This window comes from Mucilaginibacter sp. OK268 (assembly GCF_900103125.1).
GTDB lineage: Bacteria > Bacteroidota > Bacteroidia > Sphingobacteriales > Sphingobacteriaceae > Mucilaginibacter.
In genome coordinates, this window is sequence record NZ_FNJV01000002.1 from 579,742 (window position 1) to 599,071 (window position 19,330).

At 42.5% G+C, this 19,330-nt stretch carries 10 protein-coding genes; 2 read left to right on the forward strand and 8 right to left on the reverse strand.

The genetic code is table 11. The features are described from left to right. Window positions 1–181: 181 nt before the first annotated feature. Window positions 182–1,651, forward strand: a complete 1,470-nt coding sequence (locus tag BLR84_RS08290) for a hypothetical protein (protein ID WP_090466795.1) — start codon at window positions 182–184, stop codon at window positions 1,649–1,651. Window positions 1,652–1,689: 38 nt separating this feature from the next. Then, on the forward strand, window positions 1,690–6,252 hold the full coding sequence (locus BLR84_RS08295) for a molybdopterin cofactor-binding domain-containing protein (protein WP_090466797.1): 4,563 nt from the start codon (window positions 1,690–1,692) through the stop codon (window positions 6,250–6,252). A 639-nt stretch (window positions 6,253–6,891) separates the two neighbouring features. On the opposite strand, the gene BLR84_RS30355 is transcribed toward BLR84_RS08295, so the two are convergent. The 8 genes from BLR84_RS30355 to BLR84_RS30360 form a co-directional block, all read right to left on the reverse strand. Then, a complete protein-coding gene (locus BLR84_RS30355) occupies window positions 6,892–7,026 on the reverse strand; it encodes a hypothetical protein (RefSeq protein ID WP_255366884.1) in 135 nt (44 codons plus the stop codon). 50 nt (window positions 7,027–7,076) lie between these two features. Next, window positions 7,077–7,406 carry a hypothetical protein gene (locus tag BLR84_RS29975; RefSeq protein WP_176851997.1) on the reverse strand — a complete coding sequence of 110 codons (330 nt, stop codon included), beginning with the start codon at window positions 7,404–7,406 and terminating at the stop codon, window positions 7,077–7,079. Window positions 7,407–7,557: 151 nt separating this feature from the next. After that, window positions 7,558–9,867, reverse strand: a complete 2,310-nt coding sequence (locus tag BLR84_RS08310; protein ID WP_090466803.1) for a GH92 family glycosyl hydrolase — start codon at window positions 9,865–9,867, stop codon at window positions 7,558–7,560. Window positions 9,868–11,255: 1,388 nt separating this feature from the next. Then, a complete protein-coding gene (locus BLR84_RS08315) occupies window positions 11,256–13,181 on the reverse strand; it encodes a glycoside hydrolase family 127 protein (RefSeq protein ID WP_090466805.1) in 1,926 nt (641 codons plus the stop codon). A 97-nt stretch (window positions 13,182–13,278) separates the two neighbouring features. Next, window positions 13,279–15,231, reverse strand: coding sequence for a sialate O-acetylesterase (locus tag BLR84_RS08320; RefSeq protein WP_090466807.1), 1,953 nt, complete (start codon window positions 15,229–15,231; stop codon window positions 13,279–13,281). A gap of 235 nt (window positions 15,232–15,466) precedes the next feature. Further along, window positions 15,467–16,732, reverse strand: coding sequence for a glycoside hydrolase family 27 protein (locus BLR84_RS08325; RefSeq protein ID WP_176851998.1), 1,266 nt, complete (start codon window positions 16,730–16,732; stop codon window positions 15,467–15,469). Window positions 16,733–17,109: 377 nt separating this feature from the next. Continuing rightward, window positions 17,110–19,137 carry an NPCBM/NEW2 domain-containing protein gene (locus BLR84_RS08330; protein ID WP_090466810.1) on the reverse strand — a complete coding sequence of 676 codons (2,028 nt, stop codon included), beginning with the start codon at window positions 19,135–19,137 and terminating at the stop codon, window positions 17,110–17,112. A 2-nt stretch (window positions 19,138–19,139) separates the two neighbouring features. Next, a complete protein-coding gene (locus BLR84_RS30360) occupies window positions 19,140–19,265 on the reverse strand; it encodes a hypothetical protein (RefSeq protein ID WP_255366885.1) in 126 nt (41 codons plus the stop codon). Window positions 19,266–19,330: the final 65 nt, after the last annotated feature.

Here is a 19,330-nt window from a genome sequence, read left to right on the forward strand (position 1 = left end):
TTAAATATCAATTTACCATTGCTTAATATCGTTATATTTATATAAACATAACGATATTATATTAATTTTTAATTCATTTTATTCATATTAATTAAAAGTATTATATAAGCGTAATTGATATTTATATTTATATAACATAATTTAAACGTAAATATTTAAACCTGCCTAATCCTTAAAAACGATGAACAAACACCGTATGCTTTGGATCGTTGTATCCATTTTTATGATCGCTATTATAGCTCGCTGTTCAGCCCCGGATGGCCAACAAGGCGAACACACAGGAAGCACTGAAGAGAATAAAAACACATTTCCGGATTTCGGGGCCATGATCCCGATAAACCAGTTTATCAAGCAGTATCCAGGCCAAAAAGTTTTCAAACTAAGCCAGGACTATCCAAAAACCCTAGCCGGTGAGGATAAAATTCCCGATTTCTTTAAAATTCCGTTTGATGATAAAAGCAGATGGAAAGAATGGCTGATGGCAGCCCGTGATTATTGCTTTGATGGCATGATTGAAGCTAATTTCGTGGCACAGGATAATAAAAAGCATAATTGGTATCACATGCCATGGCTGCATTATGGCCCGCTTGCTTCCGAAGGTTTTAACGGCCTGGCCAAAGAAGCTCCTATTAACCCATACCAGCTCTCCCCCCAGCAAAAACACCCCGGACAAGTATATGCCCTTGGATTTTATAATGATTTTGCTGGTCATATACTGTATAAGATGTGGGATACTGCTAACGATCCTGATCCATTTGTTACTCAGGGACCTAAGGGAGGTTTTCCTGAGGGCACAGTTATATTTAAACTGCTATATACGGACCTGGATTCTACAGATGTACCTTATCTTAAAGATTCATACGAAAGAAACGCTTACATCACACCCACATTTGCCGATAGTGTTAACAGGGTTGTCAAAAAGGTACACCTGATACAAATGGATATTATGGTACGGGATAAAAGGGCCGAAAAGTATGGCACCGGGTGGATATTTGGTAACTTCTGTTATAACGGTAATCTGAATAATGGTAAAACCATGCGCGAAAGAGTGAAAAACCTCGTTCCGGTGGGTATACAGTTTGGAAATGATCCACAATATAAGACTAACTGGATAAATCCTTACCCGGTCATTAAAACCATGATTAACGATACGCTGAAAGAAACCTTCATCAACGCCTCGGCTGACCTTCCACCACAGCATCTTGGATGGGGAGGCAGGCTTGATGGACCGGTTGATTTGAATACAGCCTCTTGTATGTCATGTCACCAAACTGCCGAGTTTCCACAAGTAGCAGCCTTGGTACCTGATGAGGCCTTTATCGGTGATACACTGGCAAATGGAGCTATGGGCCATCTTACACAAACGAACGATCCGGCCTGGATAAAATACTATCAGAATTTCAGGTGTGGCACGGCTTATAATCCTAAACAAGCCTTGTCAAACGATTTCTCTTTACAAACATCACTGGCCTTAGGTTACTACTGGGATTGGAAAAATAAAAACATAGGCGGGTATTATGCCAATCAATTTTCTGGTGTTGAGCATGTCGTAAGACGCGGCGGGGTACCATTTAAAAGAGCCCGGATACTCAAAAAGGCAGGTCCGAGACAGAAAGCAAATGTACTGCCTGAAAACCAGGGCAATTTTTAAGTAACCGTACTCCGTAGTTAATTAAAGCTGATATCACCATGAGTAATTCCATATCCTTCTTTTTGAACGGCCGGCAAGTTGTTGTACAGGACCCGGCCGTCGATACCTTATTAATAGATTACCTGCGGTCGCCCGAGGTTAATCTCGCCGGACCCAAAAAACCATGTGGGCAGGGTGGTTGCGGTGGTTGTACCGTGATCCTCTCAGATTGGGATGAGAAAGAAAAAAAAGAAAATCACCGAGCCATCAATTCATGTCTTCGACCGCTGATCGCGGTTGACGGCATGGTTGTTACAACCGTTGAAGGCACGGGCGGTGCACGACGGCCTAACCCCGAATTTCTTACGCAAACCCAGGTATCCAGCCGTGCGGCTCGCCCTGCAGACCTCCCCTTACCAACCGAGGTACTACAGGCATATGACGAGGCGCAAGCCAAAAGAGCTGAAGTAGCCATGGCCGTTGAAAAGGCAGAAAACACGGTTGCATCACCAAGCCTCTTGCTGCAAACAGCTACTTCACAACACCCATCAGAACTCACCCACATGGGTATGAATCCTGTGGCGCATCGTCTGGCTATGAACAACGGCACACAATGTGGTTATTGTACCGTTGGCTTTGTCATGAACATGTCTGAGTTCATTTTCAATAACCCAAAGGCTACAAAAAAAGAGATCGAAGCTATCTTTGACGGAAATATCTGCCGTTGTACTGGTTACCGGCCTATACTTACCGGGATGAAAACCTTTGCGTCAGACTGGACAGAACAGGACGAAATAGATCGTATGAAATGCCTGGGCGATGAGGCAGTACTACAACAGCTAGCGGCACCATTCATCGTTATTCCCTTTCCGCTGGAAGCTAAACAACCTGCACCGGCTGTATCGGTGTCAAATGATAAAAGACGATGGCTGAGTCCTGTTTCGCTTGGCGAACTAATTAACTACTGGAAAACTTACAAGCAGGACAAACCTCATATCGTAAATGCCAATACATCTTATGGTATATACAAGCAAGAATTCCTGGATGCAAAGAGCCTGATCGATATCAGTCATGTGCAGGAATTAAATTTCTCCCCGGTTATTGATGCCAAGGGCATAAAAGTAAGTGCGGGTACAACTTATAGCCATTTGATTGATACCCTGGAGCGGGCTTTAAAGAAATATCCGGTTAATATACCTGAAGGCAGGGATCGGGAGACTATGCCATGGGGAGCTGTACTTTTTATGGCACAACGTACAGCCGGAAGGATTGTAAGAAATGCTGCAACCGTGGGTGGCAACGCCATGCTGGTTTTTAAACATATTGCTGCAGGTACAGGTGAGCCATTTCCATCAGATTTAATGACCGCGCTTTTGGGATGTTACGCCCAAATTGAATACATTGATCCCGATAATTTTTACGGGCAAACTACCACTGCATATATTGATGACCTGTCAGTCATCATTAAAAATCATCCTGACCTGGCAACAAGGATGATCCTGATATCTGTTTATATACCTTTTGGAGATACTAATGATGTTCAGCTGGCGCAAAAGGTTGCGCTGCGAGATGTAAATGCCCATAGCATCGTTAACTCAAGCTGCACTATCAGGTTAGGAACCGATCTTAAAGTAACCCACGCCGCAATCGTATTTGGAGGCCTGGCCCCATTTCCATGGAGGGCCGTGAGCACAGAGGTTATGCTGCAAAACACGGTATTATCGATGGAAAAGATACCTTTCCTCGTCGAAACTCTTAACCGCGAGGTTGGTGTGATATTATCACAATGGGCACCCAGGATGAAAGACCTTCCTAATGAAGGCTTTACCCAAGCCTATAAACAGCAGTTAACCGCATCGTTCCTTTACAAAGCAATTGTGAAAGCCTTACTTGAAAAAGGAGGCTCCGTGCCGCCGCACCTAAGATCGAGCGGTGACATTACCTGGGGTAGGTGGCCTGTTAGTAATGGTCTGCAGTTTTATGAACCGCAGGGATTCAGGGCACCGGTAGCGCAGCCTTACGTTAAATTTACGGCGATGGAACAGGCCTCTGGTCAGTTACATTATACGCATGAACTGCCAGTCCCTCCCAATACAGTAAACGGGGCGCTGGTACAAAGCAGGCGTGCACTGGCTGATTACCATTTCATTATTCCCGGGAAAAAGGGACGTGCAAATACGGCCGATTTGCGTAACCATCTTTCGCAAACATTTTCCAACTTCATTGACCTGGTGACCAGTGAAGCCTTCAAAAATGGTGCTACCAATATGCAGGGCATGGGATCTGATCAGCCTGTGTTTGCTATTGATCAGGTTAATTATGTTGGTCAGACCATTGCACTGGTAGGAGCAAAAACCGAGCTTGATGCAGGCGTAATCGCTGAGTATGTTGCCGACAATTGCGTTGGCTACACAGCAGTTCAAATAGATCCTGATCCTAAAAGCTGGAAGAACAAACCTGTTTTAAGTATCGATGACGCTCTGGCTCATGGTAATGTCTATCCCGATTGGCCTACTACAGCCAGCTTTAATTCGCATATATGGCGTATTACCAGGCCCGGCACGCAGTTGACCTGGATTAATGAAAAAGATGCACTTGATAAAAAGATAATTAACCGAACCGGGACGGTAGATGGGAATATTTGCCAGATTGTTGAAGGAACACAGCTTACAGGTGGCCAGGTACACTTTTACATGGAAACTCAGGCTGCCATAGCCGAACCTACAGACGGTGGCAAAATGGTGCTCAAATCGTCTACTCAAAGCCCCATGACTATTCACGGCACCATTGCATCAGCACTGGGAGCACAATATAATAGCATTGACATACAAGTACCACCGGTTGGCGGCGGCTTTGGTGGTAAAACAGAGCAAACTCGTTTTGTGGCCGCGGCAACCGCTGTTGCTGCAAAAGCCCTGAAAAAAACTGTCAGGCTGGCGCTTACCCGTGAACAGGATACCGGTATGATTGGTAAACGTCACGCCTATTATGCCCAATACCAGGTGGCCATAGACAAGGGCGAAACAACACCGGCAAACAAGGGTGTGATCAGGGGCTTCCTGAACCGGATGTGGGGCGATGGCGGCGCATTTTATGATTGTTCATTCATTGTTTCCAACTGTATTATTACGCGGTCAGATAATGCCTATCGCATTGCCAATTTCCAGACGCAGATTGATGTTTGCCGTACCAACACCGCTCCTTCAACCGCGTTCAGGGCTTTTGGTGATGTGCAGGGTAAAGTGATGATGGAAAATGCTATTGATGACGCGGCATTCTCCATTAACATGACTGCCGAAGAAGTACGAAGGATAAATTTGTATGACCGTGGCGATGTCACACCATTTGGCCAGGCACTTTCTTATTGTTATATGAAGGATGTTTGGAAATATCTGAAACAGGTTTGTAATTACGATATAAAAGTTGCGGATGTTGAAGAATTTAATCAAAAAAATAAATGGCGTAAGCAAGGGATAGCTATTATGCCGGTGAAATATGGCTCGGGTTATAACCTAACTATGCTTGAACAGGCAGGCGCTATGATCTCGGTATACCAGGGGGATGGAAGTATTATTATTCATCAGGGTGGTGTAGAAATGGGGCAGGGTTTGCTGACGCAGGTGCGCCAGGTAGCCTCCTATATTTTGAATGTACCCATGACGCTCATCGAGATTGAAAGCCCTAAAACCAGTATCGTTACCAATCCAACCAGTACCGGGGCTTCAACCGGAACAACCTACAGCGCGGAAGCGGTTAAGCGTGTATGCGAACAGTTGAGAAGCCGTATAACAGAGTTTGGATACGAAATGCTAAAAATCAAGGGCGACGACTGGTGTGGAAATCAGGGGATTGACTTTTGGAATTATGGAGCAGCTGGCTGGCAGGCGAAGCCTAAGAGAGGCGGACGACACCCCATTATCTGGCAAAACCTGGTAGCAATGGCTTATCAAAACAGGGTTAGCTTAACCTGTAGTTTAAATATCCCCATCCATGGCGGCGAGGTGCCTTTCCCCAATATTACCTATAAAACATATGACCAGCAACCCATAATACCAGGCTACGAGAGTAGTAAGACTGGTGTGCCCGGCGAATTTGATTCTTTCAGCGGGTTTACTTATTCTGCGGCTTGCTCTGTAGTTGAGGTTGATATACTAACTGGTGAAACCAAAATATTGAGTTCTGATATCGTATATGATGCCGGCTGGAGCATGAATCAGGCTATTGACATTGGCCAGGTAGAAGGGGCTTTCGTGCAGGGCATTGGTTATGTACTTTCTGAAAAATTGGTATTTGAGCCGGATGGCCCCGATGCAGGGCGATTAAATACGTTAAACACTTGGACCTACAAACCACCGGCAACTACCAGCATCCCCCTCGAACTGAACGTCCATCTTTTCCCAAGAAACTCGGTGAATGTTCCGGAAAGCCCTACGGATATCATGTCTGCCAAGGAAATTGGGGAACCTCCATTGGTATTAGCAGCATCTGTATTTTTCGCTGTTAAGGCTGCTATCCGGGCTTCGAGGTTAGAGCGGGGCTTAAGTGGTTTGTTCAGGTTTGATGCGCCTGCAACTGTGCAGGAGGTAAGCCGAGCTTGCGAGATAGATAATAATTACGCTTAATTATTTATTAATTCATTGCTGTTTAAATAGCAGCAGTACATTGTTTTAATAGTGGCACCAACTGGCAAAACGAAACCTGACGGAGTTCGAACCCTAAAAACAGCCTCTATTATCCGCAATCACACTTTTTGTATAAAACCACTGTTTATTATCAAAACATCGAACCGTTTCCCCGAACTTCTAATTACCTATTAATCAATATTATGAAACAAAAAAGGCTGTCTTTTCAGACAGCCTTTGAAACTTGGGGCAAATAACTGTGCAAAATCCGCACCGTTTTGTAGAAGAATTGATCAAAATAGGCCGTTTTTCAAAAATTATTATGCCCTAACAATAAATTTTAATTATCAAATATATCTGCAACTAAATCAGAAATTGAGGTGCAATTGAACAATTTTTCTAGGCTTTTGTCTAAATTGTCGGCACTGGTAAATGCAACTATTTTCTCTTAACTTGAAGAGTTCATGTTCTTAAGAAGCTATTTAAGGAATTCGATTCCATTACGTGATAGAAGTCAGTATATCCCTCAAATCACTATTAAATTTATACCCTGATAATCAGAATTAGTAAAAATACACTATCCGCTAAATTAAAATGTAGAGTATTCTTAAAAGAAGAGAATATTCCTGATTATGCAGTTTATTTGGATACTACTAATATCAACCATTGCATTACCCCCAGATCACAATCAAATTTGATTATCGGGTTCATATTCTTCTTATCCTGATCAACGGTAAAACTTATCCATTTCCAGCTACCATTCCGTTCGAGCATCTTTATATTCTTAAAACTGTGCGCATCTTTCCAGTGCAACTTGAACTCTGTCAGTACATCAGAGCCCTGATTACAGAAGCTATACATGCATGTGCTGTGTATTCCACAAAGAAACGCTGCACTTCGGCGATAGTGGCTGCATTATTATTGAGCGTTTCATTTTCTTTTATCTTCGGGGTATTATTGATATGTTCATCAATATTGGCAATCCCATCTTTAAAGATCATGTCTTTCCAGGCAGCTGTAGGTAAGCTATCTTTTAATACCTCGCCACGACCATAGTAGTACGTAGCCAACTGGCATGATTTCTCTTCCAGTGTCATCTGACCAAGCAAATCCTGAACCCGTTTTTCGATAGGTTGTTGTGGATCTTCGTACACATCTTTTTTTCCATTTTTGTTGAAATCAATCCATCCCTTATGGTAAATTTTCTTTTGGGGGATAAATCTTTTTCGACTGAGCATTAAGCATCAATGCCAACATCAGCAATACACAGGTTGTCAATAATTTTACTCTCATTTTCAAATATTACTATGGGTTCTTTGCCGGTTGGTCGCTTAATTCCAATTTCAGTTCACCACCATTAGCCAACTGACTATGATAAAACCAAAGTTTTTTCATTCGTTCACCATTTAATGTAGCCGATTTGATATAACAATCATTTTTATCTTTCCTGGACGACATGATCGTAAAAGTTCCACCTTTGTAATAATCCTGGTTCAAATGTATCTTCACTGTATCAAATACGGGAGCTGTTAGCTGCCAAGTTGGTTTTAAGGCAGCTCCACCCTGAAAATCGAACAAGCCAATCGCCATCATTACACTGTAAGCTCCCATCATACCCTGGTCTTCGTCGCCATGATAACCATCCTCAGGAGTAATATTCGTAAACAACGCAGATTTAATAGTGCGTACCCATTTCTGGGTTAAATCTGGACGTCCGGCAAAGTTGAACATATAAGGAATACCCAGTGCAGGTTCATTTTCAAAATCACCATAAGCTGTTCCGTGCTGGCCATGAGGAACCATAAACCGCTGCCCCTCCCCTTTTATCATTTGGGAATCTAACCTGGCCACATATTTCTTTTCTCCTCCGAAAAGTTCAATCAAACCTTTGGGGTCCTGAGGGACATAGTGTGAATAATTCTGGCTGTTTGATTCGCAAAACCCAAGGGTATTAAACTCCTTATTGTGCGACACCGGTACGAAATCTTTTATCCACATTCCATCAAGATTTCTCGGATGCATGTATCCAGTAGCCGGATTCCATATGTTTTTATAGTTTTGACCACGTTTAGCAAATAATTCTGCATCTGTCTTCTTGCCCAATGCTTTCGCAAACTCCGACAGACACCAGTCCTGATAGGCGTATTCCAGTGTCATCGCGGCACCATCCTTGTGCATGCCCTCCCCCTCGATACCTTCTGGTACATAACCTCTTTTAACATAATAATCTATCCCTCCACCCCGTGGATTTTTCATATCGTGCTCATAACCGGCATGCGAGCGAATACCGCCCGGAAAAGCATTTTTACGAAGTCCCTGATAAGCCAGTTCTGCATCCCAGTTCCGGATTCCGAACTGGTAAGCCGATCCCATAAAAGGGGAAGCCACATCTCCGATCATTACAAAAGTGTAATTGCCTCCTGAAGGTCCACGCGGTATCAAGCCTCCGTTGCGGTACAGATCAAGCATAGTATTGCAAAAACCGTCCACCACTTCTGGATAAGCCAATCCCCACAGCAGCGACAGATTCCAGTGGGCTCCCCAAAATGCATCGAAATTGTAATGCGGAAAAGGTTTGCCATGATTATCTTTCAAAGTATATTTTGTCCGGGTTGATGCCCCAGTGTTATCGGAATAAGCTCCATCAACATCACTGATGATACGGCGTCCCTGTAATGCATGCCACAGATCTGTGTAAAAACGTTTCTTCATGTCCTGATTTTCATTGCTCACTTCGATCCGACTCAACCAGGCATTCCAGTCATCTTGCGATTCGTGTACCACACGGTCAAAATCCCAGTGAGGTAATTCGGCAACCATACTAGCACGAGATGCCTGAATACTGGTATATGAAAGTGCTACTTTCATCAAAATTGGCTGTGTGGTTTTCTCGAACCTCACCCAGGCTCCTATATCTTTGCCTGAAATGGTATCGGCACTTTCACTTACAATCTGCCCTTTCCTCCATTTACCTAAAAATTTTATCGATTGGGAAAATTGGGCTGTAAAATACACTGTAAACGGTTTCGGGCGACGGTACGTAGGCGCCATAGTCACGGAGCCTTCCAGTTCCGTTTCTGAAACTTTTCGCAGATTTGCCGATTGTATTTTATCCATTAGGGTAGCGCACAAATCAAAATATATCCCAGGTACTGAATCTTTGCTGAAAGTATAGCGATGCATTCCCACACGGGTTGTAGAAGTCAACTCGGCTTTCACATTATATGTTTTTAAGTCTACACTATAATAACCTGCCTGAACCGTTTCGTGGTTGTGAGAGAATACAGACTCATATGCGTTTGTCCCTAAATGGCCTTTGGGCGTTCCGGTAAATGGCATTACTGCCAGTCCATACAATTGCCAGCAATGAATATGACTAAAACATTTGATTGTTGTATCTCCATAGAGATATCCGTTATTCCAGTCACCACCTAAACGAGTATCCGGGCTGAGATTTACCATACCAAAAGGTCTGGTCGCGGTATTAAAGAAAAACCAACGGCTGGTTTGGGTACCGGCCAGAGGACAAACATAATCTACCGGTCTGAGTGCTTGTTGAGCTGTAGCATTAAGTGAAATTAAAGTAATCGCAAATACAATTAAACTACGTATCATAAAATTCTTATTTATTATTTGTTAAATCACTTTCAGCCATCTCCCTATTTATTCTCAGCAATTGTTTTAACTACAAGCCTTGTACTTTTTAATTTTTCTGTCTCTGCGGCCATAGTCAGCGCGTCGGACTAACTAAAATCCCCTTAACGACAACACACATTCCCGCAATGTTTGACCATTATCTGCCCCTTTTTCTGTAACCTTTACCCAGGGCAAAACCTAATATTAAAAGCATCAATAACAAGCCGATTAAACAAAATCGTTTTTTTGTAGAATTTATTTATGCCGACAATTTAATTAAAGTTTAATTGGGCTTTACTCGCCAATCAAACATTTAATGATTTAAATATCGGATTGCTCCACGCTTTTTTGCATCATAACTATTGGTTTTATAAAAATTGGTTTCTAAAGATATATATGCCAGGAACTACGAACCAAGCAGAGATGCCCCCAATTTTAACACAAACGTTTGTTTGACGGATATTAAAACACGGCAACAAATAATGATCTATTTAATAGATGGATTAGTGAATAATTAAAGAAAGCGATTAACTTTTTAAAATATCGGCCTTTAACGAGTCCCCAAAACGGCTTTTATATTCAATAGGTTTTTTGTCAAAATATTTTTGATTCCTTAATTTGCAGATTACCTGAAGATATAGCCACTTTAATTCAAATAAGAATAATTCTTATTTAACGTTTGTGGAATTGTATAGCATTATCATAAACAAATCATTACACAAACGTTTGTTGGATTTAATACCTCAAAAAGACTTAAAAAAGCGCTTTTGAGGTATCAACTGGCAAAATGCAACCTAACGGCGGTCGGATCCCAAAAAACAACCCCTATTATCCGGAATCACATTTTTTATATAAAACCACCGTTTCATGATCAAAACATCGAACCGCTCCCCTAACATTCTAATTACTTATTAATCAATATCATGAAACAAGAAAAGGCTATCTTTTCAGACAGCCTTTAAAAATCCGGATAAATGATGGGGCTCGAACCCACGACCCTCGGTACCACAAACCCACGGTATATTTTTTTTAAGTCTCTATCTTACAGCAACTTGACCACCAACTAAATCATATTATAAAACAAACAGACTTAAATATCCTATTGTATCTACCTCTATGATATAATCGATTAATCAAAAATAGCAAATTCATTTTTCTTCAAACATGACTTAAGAAAAAAATAGAGTAAATTCTTTTAGCAAAATGTAGACTTTAGCAGCCGCGATCTGGCTAGAATCGATTCTCTTCGTGGAAGATTTGGAATTATTGCTTAAATTTAACTAGTTTGGCCCTGTCTAAGGCTCTTTCTGTTTGTCATTTCAGGCGAATGTAAAATGGGAGACCAGCATTTCATAATTGTAGTTCGGTCATTTCAAATTCCAATAGAGTACGTAACGCTGTTTATCAATCTGGTAATAAGGAATCAAAGTAATGGGCCTGGCCGCCACGTCTTTCGTTTCGAATGTAAGCTGCTTCCCCGCCAATGGTGTTAGCCACTCAGTCAATTTTCGTTTTTTTACAGTTACCGAACTGATAACATCTTCAGGGATATTATATTTTACAAATTCCAGCTGGTCCCTGGCAAAAGGAGCAGGCGGGTTTATTCCGCCGGTACCCATATCTCCAGCCAGCAACAATGGGCCGTAAGTGATTGCGGCCACCTTTGCATTATCGTTTGCTGGAATCAGTCGCAATGACATAGGATAACTAACAGCCACTTCATCACCGGTTTTCCATACCCTTTTTAACTCAATATAACTGCCCGGTTTTTCTGATATTTTAACCACTTTACCATTTATTGTAATCTTTGCACCAGACGTTGCCCAATGCGGATATCGGATATATAACGAAAACGGGATACGCGACGGCGCTTCCTTTACGGTAAGGTTAGTTACACTTTCTTCGGGATAGCGGGTTTGTTGAACAATTTTAAAGCCTTTCTCGCCCCAGTTCAATTCCGATGGAATAAACAGGTTAACATAAATGCCATTATCCGTATGGTAATAAATACTTTCAGCATATTTAGCATGATTTTCAAAACCGGTGCCAACGCAACACCAAAAGGAGTTGTCGTGTGAACTATAGGTCTTGAACAAACCAGGCTTTAATGATTGTAAATATGTTACCATACCAGTCTCCACTTCTTGTGATGGCAATATATGGTTATATAAAGCACGCTCGTAATAATCTGCATACTTTACGTCTGCTGTCCAGGTAAACAAGTGACGAGTCAGTTTTAGCATATTGTAGGTGTTGCAGGTTTCGGTGGTGGTGGCTGTAATATGTTTCGAGATTTGATTGGGCGTAAAGAAAAATTCCTGATCGCTGTTACCGCCGGTTGCAAACGTATGGTGATCGATAACCGTCTGCCAAAAAAATTCAGCAATCGTTTTTAGCGTGTCATCGTGTGTAAGTTCATATCCGCGCGCCGCACCTATTATTTTAGGGATTTGGGTATTAGCGTGAAACCCCGCGAGTTTATCTTCCTTATTTGCCAAAGGGTCCAGAATAGCGTGATGATAAAAAAGTTCTGCTAATCTTTTGTCGTTCTTGTTTCCTGTTATGGCATATAAATTATAGGCAACTTCACTCATTCCGCCAAACTCAGTTTTTTCCATTGTGGCCAATTGTTGAGGCGTTAAAGGCTCAAGTTTATGAAAAGCCCATCCACTCATCTTTTCTGCAATATCCAAAGCCTGCTTGTTGCCTGTATACAGATACATATCGGTCAGCCCTGCCATCACTTTGTGGACCGTATACCAAGGTGCCCACACCCACTCACCCTTAATTGCCCGGTTGATAAATTGTTTTGGGAAAGCACTTAGGTAACCACCTTCATCCAAAACCTGCTGGCATTCGGCAAGTGCTGTCACCAACGAATCGGCTTTTTGTTTGTAAACTATCTCTCCTGTTGAAGCATACATCAACGCAAGCCCCGAAAGTATATGACCCATAGTATGTCCACGTAACTCACAATTTGGTGATTCCCATCCACCCAGGGGTTTGGCATTGGATGCGATACCGGCATTTAACCGCCAGGTATGTAACAAGCTTGCGTTACTAATGCTCAACATCCATTTGGCATCGCGTTCCATGTTTTGTTTGAAACGACTGTCTAATAACCTTACATCCTGTAAATTAAAGCTTTGTGCCTTTGCGGTGATTTCAGACCGGTTGGTCATTTCTATTTGATACTGGCCGATATATTGTGAAAAAGCCGGCTTGCAAATAAGCATAACGGCAATAAAATGGCCGGCGATTACGATAGTTTTAAGTATTGTTTTTTTTTTCATATTACAAATTTAGTAACAGGTATTATACCGATAATAAATACACCAGATGGCCAATTTAAATGTAACCCATCGGCGACATTTTTCAATCGCCTCAACATCACTTTTGCGTAATTCCCTTCCATTCATCTGTTCTGAAGGGCATGGCCGGCAGCCCTTCTTTGTTAACAAGGTTACAAACGGGGTTGTCGGCCCACGCGTAACGTACGGCTACGGGTATATTTACCTTATCCGAACTAACTATCACCTTATCTCCTTCGATCATGGCCGATGCCCAATAGAATTTTTTATCATCTCCGGCAATCGCAAATCCCTTTAGTGAAGCTGCATCGCGGGTTGCAAGTCCCGAACCGGTCTCGGTGAAACTTATGACTATATCTTTCCCTTTGATAACGAAGTTTTTATACATAGGCCCCGAGGCGATAACATCTTTCCCATATACTTTTTTTTCCGCTATCAGCGCCAGCCTGCGTCCTACCTCCTGTTTATTTGTCGGATGAATACTGCCTGCATCGCCGATATCTATTATGCAAGCCATACCGGTATTGGGTTGTGACAGTGTTAGTGTTTGCGCTTCTCTGAGTTCAGCCCATTCACTTTCAGCAGGAAGCGGATCTTCTTTTTTGAAGTTAGCCAACTGAACGTATAAAAAAGGAAGGTTACCCTGATGCCAGCGTTGTCGCCAATCGTTGATCAGCATAGGGAATAATTCCCTATAACGGTAAGCCTCCGTATCATTTGCCTCGCCCTGGTACCAGATAAATCCTTTGACCCCAAAAGGAATTAACGGATTAATCATGGCGTTAAACAGCACCGCAGGGTAATTTTGATAATTGTGGATTTTAGGAAGGGCTGATTCAACATCTATTTTATACAACCATTTCCCTGCTAAAGAGATCTTAGAATAACCATCTGTAATATAAATATTTTCGGCCGGGGGGTTCAATCCGCCGCCGCCCCACAGCATAGCCATTCTTATAGCAATGGTATTTTCCCCGTTTTTAACCAGGTCGGCAGGAATGGTATAGGATTGCTTTGAATTGCTGTTCCAAACCGTTTTGCATATTTCGGTACCGTTAAAATAAAGTGAGTAATTCATTTCAGGGTGACCAATATTCAGCACCAAGTTTTTTCCTGCAAAAGATGGGGGTAACACAATTTTTTTGCGTAACCACATCATCCCTTCATATTTTCCAATTCCAAAATCTTTAATCAGGCGGGGCATCTCAACTGCAGCCCAAGCAGAATCATCGTACTCCGGTAAGGGAACAGTTTTATCAGTATTATTCTGTGGATGATAAACGATGTCCCAAAAACGTATCATATCCAGGCTATCTTTTACAACATTGTTTTGAGTCAGCGTATCACCAGCAAGTATTTTTGCCCTGGTAGCAGCCGATGTAAGCTGCATTTCCCGGCTTGTCCATGCCTGTACCGGCGTTCCACCCCAGGTACTTTGAATGATACCGATCGGAACGTTTTGTTCTTTATGTATTTTACGGGCAAAATAATAGGCTACGGCAGAGAACTGCTTTACATTATTTGTGTCGCATAGTTTCCACTTACCAGCTAAAAAATCAGATTGAGGAGCAAACTTAATATCATGTTCTACCAAAAGAAAGCGAATTTGCGAAAAATCGGCTTTGGCGATTTCGTTTGGAGCATCCCGCGCCTGCTGTACCTGCCATTCCATATTGGATTGGCCCGATGCCAGCCAAACATCTCCGATAAGGAGCCCTTTTAGTTTGATCGTGGATTCCGGCTTTCCTGATTCAGAAATTTTGAGATCATAAGGGCCACCTGCCTTAAACTTCGAAAAATGCAACATCCATTTGCCGTCTTTATCAGTTTTTGCTTTTGCACCTACTTTACCAAGCGTTGCAACAATCAAGGAACCTGGAGTTGCGTTACCCCAAACAGGAATTTTTATGTCTCTTTGCAAAACCATATTATCGCCAAACACTTTTGGCAAAGTTACCTGGGCATAACCGGATGTTTGAAAAAAGTGGAACAGTGTAAAAAACGCTAATAATATCCGTTTGTTTATTTTCATTGTTTTATTCGAATAGCTTGAACTCTGATATTGTTGTTCGTTAATTTAATAGGCTTTATTTTTCCCGGGGAAATGGAACCTGTTATTGTTATATGAAAAAAGTCAAAGTCAGCCGCCCCCTATATTTTTTGTAGCATAATTAAACAAAGCAAAACGATAGCCCATTACGCTCATACAACCCTATATCATAATGCCAGCACCCAATGCAGGAGCATGTATTACCGCTAAGATAATTTTAATTAAGCAACGATAGTTTTAACAAAGCGGCCCCATGGGTATTGATTGTTTTTTTATATCCTTTTTTAAAGGTACCTACACCTACTTTTTCCCAAAGGTCCCGAACGGCTACCCTTCCTTCCAGGCCAAGTTGGGCAAAGTTTACATCCACATCCTGCGGCTGTGCCGCCAGATTGAATAAAGCGACATAAATATCCTTGCTATCGGGCACGTGCGAATACCAAACCATTGCATCAGTGGTTTGGTATAACTGGCGCGGTTCGGTCCCATGTTGGTTAACGGCTATCACCTCATCGTTTGTAAATAGTTTCAATTCCTGTTCCCTGTTTTCGGGCAGGTTGCCGCCTAAAATTAACGGGGAGCGGAAGATGGTCCAAAATGTCATATGCGAATACTCCTCGTCTTTTGTAAAACGGCTATAACGCTCGTCACCTACAGGACCCCGTTTTGACAACTTGCCTATTTGTATCATATCACAATCGGGCCAATGGCCGGGCCCGCCAACGCTTTCCCATTGTTTGCCATAATTAAACATTTGCAATACGGCGTTCCACTCGTCCCAAAAGTCATCGGCCACCCGCCACATATTAGCATTTTGTTTTACGTTATCAGCTTTATCAACAGGCGTAGCCCCCGGTGATGTACTGAACACGATGGCCCTTCCGCAATTATCTATTGCCTTGCGGTAGCCCTCAACCTCCGCAGTGCTATAAGGCCTTGATAAGTCATCGACCTTAATAAAATCAACGCCCCAACCGGCATATAAGTTCAATATTGAATTAAGGTATGCCTGCGCACCGGGTTTAGCCATATTCAGGCCATACATGTGGTTATTCCAGGTGCATTTTGAATTAGTATCGGCTATCATATCAGCAGTTATGCCATTAGTGCCCATTACGAGTGATTTTGCCCATACTGCCTGGCGTGGGATGCCACGCATTACATGAATACCAAATTTCAACCCCAGCGAATGGACATAGTCAGCCAATGGCTTAAACCCTTTACCGCCCAATGCCGACGGAAACTTATTTGTATCAGGGGTTAGACGCCCCCATTGGTCCATTGCCAGCCAGGGGCTATATGAGCCATCTTTAAGTCTTTTTTGAAACGGGTCGCCACTTCGGCTATCAAAGGACCATAAAAAATCCACCACTATATATTGCCAGCCATGCGCCTTCAGGTTTTGCGCAACGTATTCAGCATTTGCTTTTACCTCATCCTCATGAACCGTCATACCGTAACAATTGTAACTGTTCCATCCCATGGGGGGGGTTAGCGCAACACTCGTGTTTTGCGCCTTTACAGATGTACAAAAACTAAATACTATTAAAAAAGTTAAAATTTTCCAAGTTATGGTCATCGATCGGAGATTTATATTGTAAATAATACGTAACTGGTTGCGTCGAACGACTTATTAGTGTTTGTAATAACTGGTTTTACGCTTAAATCATTAATTTCTTGCTTACTGCATCTTGTTAATGTCAGGATGCCTAATAAATAATTTAGAGTTTTTCATAAAAAATGGTTAAGTGTTAATTTAATGCGCTTTATTTTTCCGGGGAAATGGAACCTGTTATATGAAAAAAGTCAAATTCGGCCACATAGTTATTAATCGAGCTCAGGTTAAGAGACATTATCCTGCTATTTAATCGGCGTAAATTTGTACAGAGCTACTCCATGCATCGGAACCTTCACCGAAAGAGCCTCTTTGTCCGCATGGATTGTTGTAATATCTTTCTGACGCCAAAGATCACGTACCTTTTGCTTTCCTGAAATGCCAAGTTTATTCAGATCCTTGTAAGAGATATCCACTTTCTCCAGACCGAAATTGCAAAAGCCTGCTACACGGCTGCCATCCTCCAATTCTTTTACATAAATGCGCAGATCTCCGATAGTCTGAACACAGGTAGCCTGTTTGCCAAGAGCATCCTGATTAACAGCAATCACTTCATCGTTTGTTAATAAATTCAGGGTAAAAGCATCCAGCTTTTCCATATCGCAACCAATTAGCAGAGGCGCAGAGAAAAGGCTCCAAAGGCTGAAGTGAAGATACTGCTCATCTGGTTTAAGTGAGGTGGGATGCGGGCTACCCCAGCCTACTGTTCCTACAACCAGCATGTCCGGATCGTTCCAGTTACCGGGTTTAGCCCAGGCTGCAGACTGATCCTGAGCCAATGCAATACTTTTAACGTTGGACCAGTTGTCTGTTATATCATTCGTTGTACGCCAGGTGTTTCCACCTACCGAATCGCCCCATTTCCAAACATCCGACATTCCGTACTGACACAAGCTGAAAACAATGTCTCGGGGTTGCTGACGGATATAATCTCCCATTAGTTTGTATGGTTTGACGGCGGTAGACAATTGATAACCTCCATTGTAAGATATAGAGACTACTTTGTTTGGGTCGTTATCAGGTATTCCATTTAGCACTCCTCCATAGCTGCACCAATCGTATTTCAGGTAATCGAAACCCCATTTGGCATAACTTTCGGCATCTTGCCTCTCATAACCATAGCTGCCGGCACCGCCATCACAGGTCCAGGGCCCAGGACTGGAATAAATGCCGATCTTTAAACCTAAGCCATGCACATAGTCTGTCAGAAATTTCATATCTCCAAACCTTTTATTAGGAACTATATTACCAGCTTCGTCCCGGAACTTACCTTGCTGGGAAGGATCTTTCGAATCGCGGTTATTTTGCCAGTAGTCGTCAATATTTACGTAATTCCATCCGTAATTTACAAGTCCGGTTTTCACCATTACTTCCGCAGCGCGCTTAACTTTCTCAGCAGAAACTTCTCCAGCAAAACAATTCCAACTGTTCCAACCCATTGGCGGGGTAAGTGCAATTTTATCACCACAGATAATGCGTAAACTTTTTTCGGCTATACCTTTCGCATTCTTTGCCTTCAATTGAATAACGTAAGTGCCGGCTGTTACAAGCTTACCGGTGATAAGTCCTGTTTTTTGATCCAGCTTTAGTCCCTGAGGCAAGCCGGTAACCATAAAGGTCATTGGCCGGTCTCCGGTGGCAGGTATCCTGAACTGAAACGGCGAGCCCGGGCGCACGCCGAAAACGCTTGCGCTATTGATCTTCGGTTTTGCCGATGGCTTAGGGGTAAGAATGTAGGGCTCACTTGGGACAGGATAATAAGTAGCAAAACTTTCTACACCACCCGCCTCAAATTTTGCATCCACCCAGTCGGCATGATTGTTATGTCCTATCTCTGTCACGCGCAGCTCAAGTTTTTTCACACCCGAAAGTTTCACATTACATGGCCGGGCAGTATCGCCTGCATGCATTACACCGCTCGACCAAAGCTTCGCTCCATCGCCATATACAATAAACTCTACGGCGGGCTGATGTTGTTTCACTTCATCATCAATGCCAACCTGCGCGGTAAACGAATTTGCCTTACCATCGAGCTGAATAAAAAGAGAACTTTCTGCGTGTGTGCCGAAGCCATGCTCAAAAGTTTTGCCTGCAATGGTCATAATGTTGCCATCAACCGACCTGTTTTTTTTAGGTATGCCCCAGCCCTGTGAAGCTGTACTGAGATCCAGTTGATCTAACCAAACAGTTTGTGCGGAAAGAGTACCCGTGCTTACTAAGCTGAAGACAATAACGAAGACAAGAGTAAATATGCTTTTACTTGCTGTATTCATTTTTAATTTATTATTGATAGGATGCGCTGCTCGATTGTATAAATGGCTTGTATATTCGGGTTATGAGCCTGTGCCCCCGCTGCAGCAAAAAGATCTGTTACCTGCAATACTTTCTTTCTGATTTTCATTATTATTCTAAATTTATGTGTGTGTGTACATTATATATGATGTACCGGTCGAACAGGCTGGTTTT

Excerpts from the sequence above, each read along its gene's own strand:
- BLR84_RS08290 (WP_090466795.1), top strand. The coding sequence starts at position 182 with ATGAACAAACACCGTATGCTTTGGATCGTTGTATCCATTTTTATGATC.
- BLR84_RS08295 (WP_090466797.1), top strand. The coding sequence starts at position 1,690 with ATGAGTAATTCCATATCCTTCTTTTTGAACGGCCGGCAAGTTGTTGTA.
- BLR84_RS30355 (WP_255366884.1), bottom strand. The coding sequence starts at position 7,026 with ATGCTCGAACGGAATGGTAGCTGGAAATGGATAAGTTTTACCGTTGAT.
- BLR84_RS08310 (WP_090466803.1), bottom strand. The coding sequence starts at position 9,867 with ATGATACGTAGTTTAATTGTATTTGCGATTACTTTAATTTCACTTAAT.
- BLR84_RS08315 (WP_090466805.1), bottom strand. The coding sequence starts at position 13,181 with ATGAAAAAAAAAACAATACTTAAAACTATCGTAATCGCCGGCCATTTT.
- BLR84_RS08320 (WP_090466807.1), bottom strand. The coding sequence starts at position 15,231 with ATGAAAATAAACAAACGGATATTATTAGCGTTTTTTACACTGTTCCAC.
- BLR84_RS08325 (WP_176851998.1), bottom strand. The coding sequence starts at position 16,732 with ATGGGATGGAACAGTTACAATTGTTACGGTATGACGGTTCATGAGGAT.
- BLR84_RS08330 (WP_090466810.1), bottom strand. The coding sequence starts at position 19,137 with ATGAATACAGCAAGTAAAAGCATATTTACTCTTGTCTTCGTTATTGTC.
- BLR84_RS30360 (WP_255366885.1), bottom strand. The coding sequence starts at position 19,265 with ATGAAAATCAGAAAGAAAGTATTGCAGGTAACAGATCTTTTTGCTGCA.